The following is a 12,797-nucleotide window of genomic DNA, read 5'->3' on the forward strand; positions in this document are numbered from 1 at the left end:
GGCGAGCCCAACCCTCGCCCCCGCCGTGACCGATTGTTACCATCCACGGCAGGTCATGAGTGCCAGCGCCAAGCCCCGGCTCGCTGGCCGGCAACCCTCCAGTTGCGGTGGGGTGCTCCGGGTGATTGACCGGGCTCTCGAAAGCCGAGGGCAAGCGCGACTGTCAGGAGCAACAAGTGAGTGAGTCCACCGTGCCCATCGTCGACAAGTGCGTGGAGGCGGCGGAGCGGCGCAGGCGTATCGCTACCATCGGGGATGTGTGTGCCCCAGCCCTCCGTACCGCCTCGACCACGCGTGCGCTCTCGCCGTGCGCCGACCCGGCGGCCTCCGGCGCCGTGTTCCGGCAGGTCCGCGGGCCGATGCGGATCCTGGGACTCGACGGCACGGGAGTAGACGGCCTGGCACGGCTCGACGTGGTGACGGCACGGTGACCGTGAGTATCGAATCGAGCACGTCACGCCCGGGCGCAACGACACTGCTACCACCCGCGGACGGCACGGTGGGCATCATCGGCATCGGCGATGTCCGCGTCGAGAACGGGGCGGTCGTCCCCGGTGTCGAACTGGCCGTGCAGCGCTGGGGCGAACTGGCCCCCGGCCTGGACAACGTGGTGCTGGTCGAGCACGCATTGACCGGAGATTCGCACGTCTGCGGACAGCCCGACGAACTGCACGCCCTTCCGGGCTGGTGGGACGGACTGGTCGGACCGGGCGCCGCATTGGACACCGATCGCTGGTGCGTGATCGCGACCAACGTTCTGGGTGGTTGCCAGGGCAGCACCGGCCCCTCGTCCCTCGCGCCGGACGGAAAGCCTTGGGGCGCACGGTTTCCGGAGATTTCGATTCGTGACCAGGTGAGCGCCGAAGTGGTGCTGCTGGACCTGCTCGGCATCTCCCGCATCGCCGCGGTGGTCGGCGGTTCGATGGGCGGCATGCGAGTGCTGGAATGGATGGTCGGCTATCCCGATCGCGTCGACGCGGCCCTGGTGCTGGCGGTCGGCGCCCGCGCCACCGCGGATCAGATCGGCACCCAGACCACCCAGATCGCCGCGATCACCTCGGATCCGGACTGGCAGGACGGCAATTATCACGACACCGGCCGCCGCCCGCAGGCCGGGCTGGGCATCGCGCGCCGGATCGCGCATCTGACCTACCGCACCGAATTCGAACTCGACCATCGGTTCGCCAACACCGCCCAGGGTGACGAAAACCCTTGGGACGGTGGCCGTTACGCGGTGCAGAGTTATCTGGAACATCAGGCCGACAAGCTGGTCGCGCGGTTCGACGCGGCCACCTACGTGCTGCTGACCGAGGCCATGAACCGGCACGACGTCGGGCGCGGACGCGGCGGTATCGAGGCCGCGCTGGCCGCCACCCCGGTGCCCTGCGTGGTCGGCGGCGTGGACTCGGACCGGTTGTATCCGTTGCGGACTCAGCAGGAACTGGCCGATCTCCTGCCCGGCTGCAAGGGCCTGGAAGTCGTGCATTCGCGCGACGGCCACGACGGTTTCCTCACCGAGACCGAGGCGATCGGCAAATTGCTGGAGCAGACGATGGAGTTGGCGCGCGCCGCGCAGGACGCCCGCGCGTCCTGAGTTCAGCCGACGCCGAGGCTGCTGATGGTGACCGCCAGCACGATGATCGCGCCGCCCAGCACGGTGTAGGCGCCGATGTCGAACGGGCGGCTGCGCACCGCCAGCAGCCCCACCCGGGCCGTCGGCAGGCACAACCGGAACACCGCCGCCAGCAGGGTCGCCCCGCCGATGAAGAACGCGCCGCGCCGCCACCGGTCCTGGGCCACGAAGACCACCGCGACCAGCAGCACCACCACGACCAGCAGCATCGGCAGATGAACCTGGAAGAAGCGGCTCGCCGGGCTGGAATGCTGTGGGTGGGTGGTCGGCACGTCGGTCACGGCTGCGATTCTCGCATGTCCGGTCGTGCCACCCCCGGGAGCGGGGGCGGGCCCGGTCACGATGGCCACCGGATGCGGCCGCCGCGACCGAGCTGCGATCAGACGCCGAACGGTGCGGCGTAGCGGATACGGCCCGCCGGGAGCGGATGGTCCGCGTCGAGCGCGAGGGCCATCAGCGCGTCATCGGGGACATCGATGCTCAGATCGATGCCGTATCGGCTTGCCCGCCGGAAACCGAACCGCGGGTAGTACTCGGGGTGGCCGAGCACTGTGACGAAATGCTCGCCGCGGTCGGCAGCGGCCCGCAGTGCGGCACGAACGGCCGCCGCCCCGGCACCGGTGCCTTGATACTCGGGCAGTACGGCGCACGGTCCCAGGCACAGCGCCGGGATATCGCCGATATGACAACGAGTCAGCAGCGCATAGCCGACGACTGCGTCGTCCGGTCCGGTCGCCACGATCGACAGGCCGTCGATCCAGGCCGGGTCGGCGCGTAGCGCCTCGACGAGGTCGGCCTCGTCGGGCCGGTCGAATGCGGCGGTAGTGACCGCGTGGACGGCGGGGATGTCGGCGGCGGTTTCGGCGCGCGTGATCCAGGTTCGAATAGTCAATGCTACGAATCCGTTTCGTATCGATCGGGTGATGAGTCGACGCGGCTGCGCGAGCGGGCGCTCGGCGCAATCGCGGACGAGATCAGGCCGACGCGCGGAAGGGGCCCTGGGGAAGGTGTCCGGCACCTGCGCGCACGGCGGCCTCACGCACAGTCATCGATCCACCTCCCGGGAGCTCATCGATACCGAGGCGATCGCGGCATCGTCGAAACGGATCGGCCGTCGCCATACGGCCGCCGATCACGGTAACAGAGGCCGGGCTGCGAGGCGTACCACTTATCCGGGACGGGTACCGTCTCGGTGTGCTCAAGCTGGTGTTCTTCGAACCGCGTATCCCACCGAATACGGGCAATGCGATCCGTTTGGCGGCCGGCACGGGATGCGAACTGCATCTGATCGAGCCGCTCGGATTCGATCTGTCGGAGCCGAAGCTGCGCCGCGCCGGACTGGACTACCACGATCTCGCGGTGGTCACCGTGCACGAAAACCTCTCCGCCGCATGGAAATCCCTGCGTCCCGAGCGCGTCTTCGCCTTCACCACGCACGCCACCACGCACAACACCGATATCTCCTACCGGGCCGGAGACGTCCTGCTGTTCGGTCCGGAACCGACCGGGTTGCCGGCCGACGTCCTGGCCGACCCGCACATCACCGATCAGCTGCGCATCCCGATGCTGCCCGGTCGCCGGTCGATGAACCTGTCCAACGCCGCGGCGGTCGCGGTGTACGAGGCGTGGCGGCAGCTGGGGTTCCCGGGCGCCGTGTAGACGCCGAGCCCCCACCGGCCGAACGGCACGCCTCAGATGTCGATCGTGAAGCGTTTGAAGCGGGAGGTGGCGCCCGCGGTGAGGTGGACGGCCGACTTGGGCACGCCGTAGTGCTGGGCGAGAAGTTCGATCGCGGCCTTGTTGGCCTTGCCTTCCACCGCGGGGGCGCGCACGTACAGCTGCAGGGTGCCGTCGTCGAGGATTTCGACGAGGGGGCCCTTGCGGCTGTTGGGTTTGATGGTCGCGCGGACCACGGTCGCCACGTGCTGCTCCTCGATGTCGGTCGGTGGGACGAGCGTAGCCGCGACCGTTCAGCGGAAATCGCGTGACTTCGAGGCCATGCGCAGGTCCATGCGCTGCAGATGTTCCGCCACCACACTCACCACACCCTCGGCGTTCTGCACCCGCCCCCGGATCAGCAGCGCGGGAGCGCCCTGGGCGATGCGCCGATAGCGGCGCCACAGCCCCACCGAACACACCACGTTCACCATGCCGGTCTCGTCCTCCAGATTGATGAAGGTGACCCCGGACGCGGTGGCCGGTCGCTGCCGGTGCGTCACCGCACCGCCGATCAGCACCTTCGACCCGTCGGGCACGGCGAGCAGCCGGTTCGCCGCGACCACGCCGAGTTCGTCCAGCCGCGGACGCAGGAATTCGGTGGGATACCGACCGGGCGACACACCGGTCGCCCACACATCGGCGGCCGCCATTTCCAGTTCGCTCATCCCGGGCAGCGCCGGTGCGTCGGTGACCGCCCCGGTCCCCGGCAGCCGATCCGCCCGCTCCCCCGCCGCCGCACCGGCCGCCCACAGCGCCTGCCGCCGGTCGAGACCGTGGCCCGATGCGGACTCGATGCTGCCGAGCGCACCCGCGGTGGCCAGGGCCTCGGCCTGCGGCACCGTCAACTCGACCCGCCCGGTCAAATCCAGAAACGATCGATAGGGACCGGAAGACCGTGCGGCGACGATCTTTTCGGCCACGTCGTCACCGAGGTGCCGGACCGCGGACAAGCCCAGTCGCACCTGGGTTCCGCACTGCTCGAGCGTCGCCCCGGCCAGGCTGTGATTGATATCCGGCCCGTGCACCACCACCCCGTGCCGGCGGGCGTCGGCCACCAGCGACTGCGGAGAGTAGAAACCCATCGGCTGCGCGTTCAGCAGCCCCGCGCAGAACGCCGCGGGATGATGCAGTTTGAACCAGGCCGAATAGAACACCAGCGCGGCGAAACTCTGCGAATGACTTTCCGGGAAACCGAAATTCGCGAAGGCGTAGATCTTCTCGTAGATGCGATCGGCCAGCTCTCCGGTGATTCCGTGCAGATCACGCATGCCCTGATAGAAGCGGCCGCGCAGCCGCTCCATGCGCTGCGGTGACCGTTTCGATCCCATCGCGCGGCGCAACTGGTCCGCCTCGGCGGCGGTGAAACCCGCGATATCGATCGCCATCTGCATGAGTTGTTCCTGGAACAGCGGAATTCCGAGGGTGCGGGCCAGCGAACTCTCGAGCGCCGGATGGTCGAGCGTCACCTCCTCCCGGCCGTTGCGCCGGCGGATATAGGGATGCACCGAACCGCCCTGAATGGGGCCGGGCCGGATCAGCGCGACCTCCACGACGAGATCGTAGAAGGCACGCGGGCGCAGCCGCGGCAGTGTCGCCATCTGGGCGCGCGACTCGACCTGGAACACTCCCACCGAATCCGCGCGCGCCAGCATCTCGTAGACGGCGGATTCGGTGAGATCGAGGGCGTGCAATTCCACGACCTCACCTTTGTGCTCGCGCACCAGATCGATCATGTAGTGCAGGGCCGAGAGCATGCCCAGACCGAGCAGATCGAATTTCACCAGACCCGCTGCGGCACAATCGTCCTTGTCCCACTGCAGCACACTGCGCCCGGGCATGCGCGCCCACTCCACCGGGCAGACGTCGGCGATCGGCCGATCACAGATCACCATGCCGCCGGAATGAATACCGAGATGTCGCGGCAGGCCCTCGATCTCACCCGCCAGTTCCAGGACCCGGTCCGGAATATCGGTATGCGTTTCGGATGCCACCCCGGTCCATCGGCTCACCTGTTTGCTGAACGCGTCCTGCTGGCCGGGCGAGAAACCCAGCGCGCGAGCAGCATCGCGCACCGCGGACTTGCCGCGATAGGTGATCACATTGGCCACCTGGGCGGCGTATTCGCGACCGTACTTGCGGTAGACGTGCTGGATCGCCTCTTCCCGGCGATCGGATTCGATATCGAGATCGATATCGGGCGGGCCGTCGCGTTCGGGCGCCAGGAAACGTTCGAACAGCAGATCGTTGGCGACCGGATCCACATTGGTGATGCCGATCGCGTAGCAGACCGCGGAATTGGCCGCCGACCCCCGGCCCTGGCACAGGATGTCGTTCTGTTTGCAGAAGTGGACGATATCGTGCACGACCAGGAAGTAGCCGGGAAAATTCAGTTCGGTGATGATCCGTAGTTCGTGTTCGATCTGCCGGTACGCCTTGGGATTCCCCTCCGGCGGGCCGTAACGATCGCGCGCTCCGGCGAGGGTGAGTTCCCGCAGCCAGGAATTCTCGTCGTGGCCGGGCGGCACGTCGAACGGCGGTAATTCGGGGGCGATCAAGCGCAGATCGAAGGCGCATGCGCGAGCCAGATCGACCGCCCCGGCCACCGCCTGCGGGTATTCGGCGAAGAGCCGGGCCATTTCCGCACCCGAGCGCAGATGCGCGCCACCGGTGGGCGGCAGCCAGCCGTCGATGTCGTCCAGACTGCACCGTGCCCGGATGGCCGCCAGCGCCATCGCCCGGCGCCCCTGCGCCGGGGTGGCGAAATGCGCTGCGGTCGTGGCGATCACCGGCACGTCCAACCGGGTGGCGAGGGCGATCAACCGGGCATTGCGTTCGTCGTCGTCGGGCACTCCGTGGTGGGTGAGTTCGACGCTCACCCGGTCGCGGCCGAACAGATCCATCAGCCGGCGCAGCGCCGCCTCCGCCTCGGCGTCACCCCGCTCCAGCGCCCGGCGCACATGACCTTTGCGGCAGCCGGTGAGAATATGCCAGTGCCCGTCGGCGGCGGCGGCGAGCCGGTCCAGGTCGTAGCGCAGGATTCCCTTCTCACCGGCCACCATATGTGCCGCCGACATCTCCCGCGACAGCCGCCGATATCCCTCCTGCCCGCGCGCCAGCACCAGCAGATGCGGCCCGGACGGGTCCGGTTCCCCCGTGCGCGGTTGCGAATCGTCCATCGGAGCGGAGCCGAATATCGTTGTCGCGTCGCGAATTTCACCCAGCGACAATTCGGCGCCGAACACCGTCGGCAGCCCCCATTCGGCGGCGGCCTCGGCGAAACGCACCACCCCGTAGAAGCCGTTGTGATCGGTGAGCGCCAGGGCCTCGAGCCCCAGGCGCACCGCCTCCTCCACCAACTCCTCGGGTTGGCAGGCGCCGTCGAGAAAGCTGTAGGCCGAATGCGTATGCAATTCCGCATACGGCACCAGCGGACCGCTCGGCTCCGGCCGCGACCCCGCCCGGTATTCGCCGCGTGTATGCGACCACGCCGGGCTGTCTCCGCCGTCACCCGGCGGGGCGGCCCCGCGCCCAGGCAGACCGGAGAGCACCCGCTCCATTTCCGCCCAGGTGGGCGGGCCGTTTCCCCAGCCCATATCGGCACGCACCTTCGTAGATTCGAACGTATATTCGATACCGATGCTAACTCGTGGGCGCAACGTTCGGAAGGCGGCCCCGCTGCGATCAGCGGGTCCGGACGAATATCCCGCCGACCACCGCGGCGGCGAGCAGTGCGAGGACGGCGATCACCAGCGACGTCCGCAGGCCGCCGAGGAAGTCACCGGCCACCAGCGTGCCGAATACCGCGACCCCGACCGCGCCGCCGACCTGCCGCGCCGTGTTGAGCTGCGCGGACGCCACCCCTGCCCGGGCGGCCGGCACGCTCTCCAGCACCGCACTGGTCATCGCCGGCACGACCGTTCCCGCACCGAAGCCGACCGGGACGGTCGCCACCCAGATCATCCACAGCGGAGCATCCGCACCGGCCAGAACGAGCAGCAGCAGACCACCCGCGAAGGCGAGCTGCCCACCGACGATCGGCGAGCGCGGGCCGACCGCGGCGGTGATCCGGCCTCCGAGCAGATTCGCGGTCAGCGCGGCCAGGCTCATCGGCAGGAATACCAGCCCGGTCACCAGCGCCGAATCACCGCGCTGCTCCTGCAGAAACAGCGACAGCAGGAAGACGATGCCGTAGTAGGCGAAGTTCTGCACGAAGCCGACGACCGAGGCGGCCGAGAAGGCCGGGTGCGCGAACAGATCCAACGGCAACATCGGGTCCGCCACCCGGCGCTCCCACCGGACGAAGAAGACCGCACCGGCCGCCGCCGCGATCAATCCGGTCAGCACCGGCGCCGAGCTCCAGCCCCGGTGGCCACCCTCGATCAAGCCGTAGGTCGAACCGCACAGCACCACAACCACGGTGAGCTGTCCGACCGGATCCATGCCACGGCCGGTGCTCGCGGGCGTCGCCGCCGACCGGGTGGTGGCCAGCAGTCCGCAGGCGCCGATCACCAGATTGACCAGGAACAGCGACCGCCAGCCGAGCGTCGCCAGCAATACGCCGCCGATCACCGGTCCAGCTGCCACCGCCGCCCCGCCGGCCGCTGCCCACAGCCCGACCGCCCGCGCGCGCCGCCCGGGGTCGGCATAGGCGTGCCGGACCATCGCCAACGAGGCCGGCAGCTGGATCGCGGCTCCGAGGCCCTGCGCGAACCGGGCGGCGATCAACATCGCCGGCGTCGTCGCCAGCCCGCAGGCCAGCGAAGCCGCGACGAACACCGTGAGACCCGCGACGAACGCCCGCCGCGCCCCGATCCGATCGGACAGCGTGCCGCCGATCAGCTGGAAGGCGGCGAATACCAGCGTGCAGCCGTCCACCACCCACTGCAGCTGACTCAGGCCGGCATCGAGCCGGTGCCCGAGCGTGGGCAGCGCGACGTTCACGATGGTGGCGTCCAGGCTGACCATCAGGAATCCGAAGGAGGCCGCGAACAGCGTCCACCGGGCCCGCCCGGGCGCCTCGGTGATCTCGATGCCGGAAATCGGCTGGGTGACAGGTGTGCTCACGTCGTCAGCATCGATCCCGGGGCGACCGCCCGACAAGGGCCGAGGGTGCACCTGTCAGGGCTACCCTGAGCGAGGCGTGATGGTAGGAGGAACGGTGGCAGACACACAGGCGAGCGAGTTGGGTTCGTTCCTGCGCTCGCGCCGGACCGCGCTCGCGCCCGAGGCGGTCGGTATCCGCGTCGAGGGCGTGCGACGCACGGCGGGGCTGCGCCGCGCGGAGCTGGCCCGGCTCGCGGGGGTCAGCCCGGGCTACTACACGCGGCTGGAGCAGGGGCGTGCCCCGCATCCGTCACCGAGTGTGCTTGCCGCGCTGGCGAATGCGCTGCGGCTGTCCGCCGACGAGCGCGAGCATCTGTTCGCGCTCGGCGGCGATGTGCGGCTGCAGCCGGCCGAGCCGGGCGAACTGTCGCTCGGCGCCCGCCGGATGCTGGAGCTGCTGTCGGAGCCGACGGCCGCGTATGTGATCGACCGCTACAGCGACGTTCTCGCATGGAATGCCGGCGCCGCCGCGCTCTTCGGCCACCTGGTCGAGGGCTCCGGCCATCCGAACAACGTCCGCTATGTCTTCACCGACCCTGAGGCGAGGCAACGCTTTTCGGACTGGGACGAGATAGCCGCCGACTCGGTGGCACATCTGCGTGCGGCCACCGGTCGGCGGCCGGACGATCCGACGCTGCGCCGGCTGGTGGCCGACCTGCACGCCCGGAGCGCTCCTTTCCGGGAACTGTGGGCCGATCACGAACTGCGGCACAAGGTCAGCGGGCACAAACGGCTGTACCACCCACTCGTCGGCGCCTTCACGCTCGACTACGTGGTGCTGGCCGTTCCGAATGTGCCGGGGCAGCGGTTGGTGGCCTACAGCGCCGAACCCGGCACGACCGCGTACGACGCGCTGGTACGGCTGGCGGCGGCTGCGCCCCGGGCATCCACTGTCGCGGGCTGACCAGGGAAGCGGTCGGCCGCAGGGGCAGAACAGGCCGCCGCTGGAATCTCGCTGATTCGAATCTTTTTCGCGAATATCGGCTCGCCCTAATGTCACTGGGCGAATCGACGGCGGGAAGGAAAGGGACCCCATGTCTGTACTGGAGTCCGCGCCGGCGAGTACGCGCGCCGCGGGGCTCACCCCTGAGCCCGCTCATCCGCCGGTGTACAGGGCGCGACGCCGGCGCCGCGCACGCCGGACCGCCTGTTCCGCCGCGGCGGCGGCCTCTCCTTCGGATGCCCCCGCCGCGATCGCCTTCGCCCGGGCGTCGGCCCCGGCCTTCTCGTCCCTGGCCGCCCTTCGCCGGCGCAACGCTGTCCACAGACTCACCGTCGTCTCCTCCCGCACCGATATCCGAACACCCAGCATGACGCGGGAGCGCCGGGCCGGCATCGCCCGTCGGAATGACCGGTACGGGGCCGATGTAGTCCTCGCGACCTACCCGGCTCCCCCGCGCCGATGTGCGCAGCCCCCTTGGCAGCGGAACTTACTTTGGAGTAAGTTCGGAGAAAATCGACCTGCAAGGGAGCAGCGATGTCGGATAACCACGCGGCCGAACACGGCTATCTGGCCCGTCGGCGGGCACGCCGGGATCTCGCCGGTAAACATGTCGTCATCACGGGCGCCTCCTCCGGTATCGGGCGGGCGGCGGCGACCGCGGTCGCCGCCAAGGGGGCCGTGGTGCTGCTGCTGGCACGGCGTGGCGAGGAACTGAACGCCGTGGTCGAGGAGATCACCGCCGCGGGCGGGCGGGCCTACGCCTACCAGTGCGACGTCACCGATTCCGACTCGGTGGACCGGACCGTGAAGTCGATTCTCGACACCCACGGCCACGTCGACATGCTGGTCAACAATGCCGGCCGCTCCATCCGGCGCGCCGTGCACCGATCCACCGACCGGCTGCACGACTTCGAACGGACCATGGCGGTCAACTACTTCGGTGCGGTGCGGATGACGCTGGCACTGCTGCCCCAGATGCGGGAGCGCAAATTCGGCCACATCGTGAACATCTCGAGCGCGGGTGTTCAGGTCGCCACACCGCGGTTCGCCGCCTATCTCGCCAGTAAGGCCGCCCTGGACAAGTTCGCGGAGGTCACGGCGGCCGAGATGCTCTCCGACAACATCACTTTCACAACCATCCACATGCCGCTGGTGCGGACGCCGATGATCGCGCCCAGCGGTAAACAGGGCCCGTCGGAATCTCCCGAATGGGCGGCGGCCACCATCGTGCGCGCGCTGAGCGAGCGGCCGCGGCGCATCGATGTGCCGGTGGGCACCCTGGCCGAATACGGGACGCTGTTCGCACCGGGAATCAAGGATCGGGTCATGCACCGGTACTACCGGGCGCTGCCGGACTCCCCCGCCGCCAAGGGCGAACTGCCGGTCGAGGACGAACCGGAGTCGGAAGTGCCCGCGCTGCAGGCGAAACCACAGCGCAAGCCGTCGGCGGCGGAGCGGGTTACCCGCTCGACACTGCGCCGCGCCGCCCGGTTGGTTCCCGGCACCTACTGGTAGACGCGGCTGCAGCCTCCACCCGCGTCGCTCCGTTGCGCTCGCTCCCGCCGCCGGTCACCCGCGGCGAAATGTCACGTGGTCTCGTGGATTTCGTCCACGACGATCGCCGACGCCGGTTTCGGGGCGGCGCCGCAGCTCGCCTGGCGGGGCGGATAGCCGACGGTTCGCGTGGTAACCAGCCACCGGCGGCCGTCGGTGTGGGTCACCTCGGCGGCGCCGGCGAAGGTCGCCGGATCCGAGATCGGGATGTTCGGCTCGACAGCCGTCACCGTCAACTGGTCGAGGGCGGCCGGCACCCGTTCCCGCACCGCGATCTCCGCCACCTGCTCGACCGGTGACAGGCCGCTTCGTCCGCGAAACCCCTTCAGCGACAGGTGGTTACGACGCGCCTGCGCCACCGCCCGGACCGCGTCCTCGCCGTCGACCCGGCCGTAGGTCAACCCCTCGGGCAGGATCACCATGGCGGGCGCGAACCGGTGCCCGCCGGTATGCGAGCACTCCCAGACCTGATCCGGATATTCGGCCGCCAGCCGGGCCGCGATCGGACGTCCCAGCCGGGCACAACACTGATCGCGCTTACCGTGTGCGCACACCAGGGTCAGCGGATCGGTCACCCGTTCACCGATTCCCGGCGCGGGACCGTTCAGCACGTGCAGGTCGATATCGAGAAGTTGTTCCGGATCGGTGACGGTCAGACGTTCGCACCACGAACCCTGTGGCCGGGAGGCGGCGAGCAGAACCGTTCGCACACCGGTGAATTCGCCGCGGCCGGGACGCCGGATGAGGGTGGGACGGACGCGCGCGGCCTTGGTGCGGGCGGCCAGTTCGGCGGTGAGCTCGGCACCGAGGACCGCATCGCCGATCACATCGCGGCCCCAGGCGCCGGGTTGTTCGATGCACAGCCAGCCGCTCACCCGGGTCGCGCTGCCCGGCAGGGGAATATCGGCCGCTGCCGCCGAACACGGCAGCCCGTCGAAATTGCTCGCGGGCACCTGCGAGGTGGGTGGTGCGGAACGGGAATCGGCCCCCACGTTCAGCGCTCCAGGAACGGCAGCACCACCGAAGCGAACTCCCGATACCGGTCGCGGTGGATGCTGTGCCCGCAGGTGAAGGCCTCGACCCGGCAGTCCGGGACACTGGCGCGGAAGATCTTCAACTTCTCCGGATCGACCATGCCGCCGGGACCGCCGCGCAACATCACCGTGGCTGCGGTGATATCCGCCAGCCGCTCCCACCATTCCGGATGCGGTTTGCGGAACTGCTCGAGCGCCGGAGTGGTCATCGACCGGTCGAAGGCCAGAACCGCACGCGGATGACGCAGCAGACTGGTGGTGGCATGCCACAGTTCCGGCACGGACGGCAGCCGCCGGGTGAGAGTGAGTTGTTCGTCACCGGAACGCAGCGGCAGCGGCTGTTCCTCGAGGACCAGCCGCCGGACCAGGGCCGGCCGTTCGATGGCCACCCACGAGCAGGCGTATCCGCCGAGCGAATGCCCGACCAGATCGACGGTGGCCAGTTCCAGCCGATCGCACAGGCGCAGCAGATCCGTGCCGAACTCCTCGAACCGGTAGGAGGCGGTGTGTTCGCTGCGGCCATGTCCGCGCAGATCGGGAATGATCACCCGGCGTCCGGATCGGATCAGCGCGGTGGCGAAGCGATCCCAGGTGTGGCCGTCGCCACCCATCCCGTGCACCAGCACCACCGGGACCTCCGAGAGCGGATGCGGTGTCGGCGCGCTGCCCGAATCCCGATAGGCGATCTGCACCCCCGCCAGGGGCACCCGGATGACGTTCGACTCCACGATCAGCCAGGGTACGTCGCTGCGGGCGCCGTCGCCGCAGCCTGTGGGGTGTTCCATAGCCCGCGCCCAGGGGCATCGGCGGC

General features: G+C 69.3%; 13 protein-coding genes and 1 riboswitch. Of the genes, 5 read left to right on the plus strand and 8 right to left on the minus strand.

The window, feature by feature from the left end; all coding sequences use genetic code 11:
- Positions 1-51: 51 nt before the first annotated feature.
- Positions 52-163: riboswitch (SAM riboswitch) on the plus strand.
- A gap of 13 nt (positions 164-176) precedes the next feature.
- Entirely contained in the window at positions 177-431 is a 255-nt protein-coding gene (locus A5789_RS17540) for a hypothetical protein (protein WP_063015595.1), read from the plus strand.
- Between the two features lie 2 nt (positions 432-433).
- Positions 434-1,594: a homoserine O-acetyltransferase gene (locus tag A5789_RS17545; protein WP_063015637.1), complete on the plus strand. Its 1,161-nt coding sequence runs from the start codon at positions 434-436 to the stop codon at positions 1,592-1,594.
- 2 nt (positions 1,595-1,596) lie between these two features.
- On the opposite strand, the gene A5789_RS17550 is transcribed toward A5789_RS17545, so the two are convergent.
- Together A5789_RS17550 and A5789_RS17555 are read right to left on the minus strand one after the other, a co-directional pair.
- The gene (locus A5789_RS17550; RefSeq protein WP_081879271.1) at positions 1,597-1,842 is read right to left on the minus strand and encodes a DUF3017 domain-containing protein; all 246 of its coding nucleotides are present in this window, start codon (positions 1,840-1,842) and stop codon (positions 1,597-1,599) included.
- 170 nt (positions 1,843-2,012) lie between these two features.
- Positions 2,013-2,525: a GNAT family N-acetyltransferase gene (locus A5789_RS17555; RefSeq protein ID WP_228792825.1), complete on the minus strand. Its 513-nt coding sequence runs from the start codon at positions 2,523-2,525 to the stop codon at positions 2,013-2,015.
- Between the two features lie 302 nt (positions 2,526-2,827).
- On the opposite strand from A5789_RS17555, the gene A5789_RS17560 reads away from it, so the two are divergent.
- Positions 2,828-3,292, plus strand: coding sequence for a tRNA (cytidine(34)-2'-O)-methyltransferase (locus tag A5789_RS17560; protein WP_030513537.1), 465 nt, complete (start codon positions 2,828-2,830; stop codon positions 3,290-3,292).
- Positions 3,293-3,324: 32 nt separating this feature from the next.
- On the opposite strand, the gene A5789_RS17565 is transcribed toward A5789_RS17560, so the two are convergent.
- The 3 genes from A5789_RS17565 to A5789_RS17575 form a co-directional block, all read right to left on the minus strand.
- Complete coding sequence (locus A5789_RS17565; protein WP_063029386.1) at positions 3,325-3,555, minus strand: DUF167 domain-containing protein; 231 nt, start codon at positions 3,553-3,555, stop codon at positions 3,325-3,327.
- A 48-nt stretch (positions 3,556-3,603) separates the two neighbouring features.
- Positions 3,604-6,945 (minus strand): error-prone DNA polymerase, encoded by a 3,342-nt coding sequence (locus A5789_RS17570; protein ID WP_064927305.1) that lies wholly within the window; start codon positions 6,943-6,945, stop codon positions 3,604-3,606.
- A gap of 88 nt (positions 6,946-7,033) precedes the next feature.
- On the minus strand, positions 7,034-8,416 hold the full coding sequence (locus A5789_RS17575; protein ID WP_155525955.1) for an MFS transporter: 1,383 nt from the start codon (positions 8,414-8,416) through the stop codon (positions 7,034-7,036).
- A 94-nt stretch (positions 8,417-8,510) separates the two neighbouring features.
- On the opposite strand from A5789_RS17575, the gene A5789_RS17580 reads away from it, so the two are divergent.
- Positions 8,511-9,359, plus strand: coding sequence for a helix-turn-helix transcriptional regulator (locus tag A5789_RS17580; protein ID WP_197516640.1), 849 nt, complete (start codon positions 8,511-8,513; stop codon positions 9,357-9,359).
- A 192-nt stretch (positions 9,360-9,551) separates the two neighbouring features.
- On the opposite strand, the gene A5789_RS17585 is transcribed toward A5789_RS17580, so the two are convergent.
- Positions 9,552-9,728, minus strand: coding sequence for a hypothetical protein (locus A5789_RS17585; RefSeq protein WP_156747550.1), 177 nt, complete (start codon positions 9,726-9,728; stop codon positions 9,552-9,554).
- 204 nt (positions 9,729-9,932) lie between these two features.
- On the opposite strand from A5789_RS17585, the gene A5789_RS17590 reads away from it, so the two are divergent.
- The gene (locus A5789_RS17590) at positions 9,933-10,913 is read left to right on the plus strand and encodes an SDR family NAD(P)-dependent oxidoreductase (RefSeq protein WP_063012671.1); all 981 of its coding nucleotides are present in this window, start codon (positions 9,933-9,935) and stop codon (positions 10,911-10,913) included.
- Positions 10,914-10,984: 71 nt separating this feature from the next.
- On the opposite strand, the gene A5789_RS17595 is transcribed toward A5789_RS17590, so the two are convergent.
- The gene (locus A5789_RS17595) at positions 10,985-11,881 is read right to left on the minus strand and encodes a sucrase ferredoxin (protein WP_064901651.1); all 897 of its coding nucleotides are present in this window, start codon (positions 11,879-11,881) and stop codon (positions 10,985-10,987) included.
- Positions 11,882-11,946: 65 nt separating this feature from the next.
- Positions 11,947-12,714, minus strand: a complete 768-nt coding sequence (locus tag A5789_RS17600; RefSeq protein ID WP_064901650.1) for an alpha/beta fold hydrolase — start codon at positions 12,712-12,714, stop codon at positions 11,947-11,949.
- Positions 12,715-12,797 lie beyond the last annotated feature (83 nt).

This window comes from Nocardia sp. 852002-51101_SCH5132738, assembly GCF_001665695.1.
GTDB classification, from domain to species: Bacteria; Actinomycetota; Actinomycetes; order Mycobacteriales; family Mycobacteriaceae; genus Nocardia; species Nocardia nova.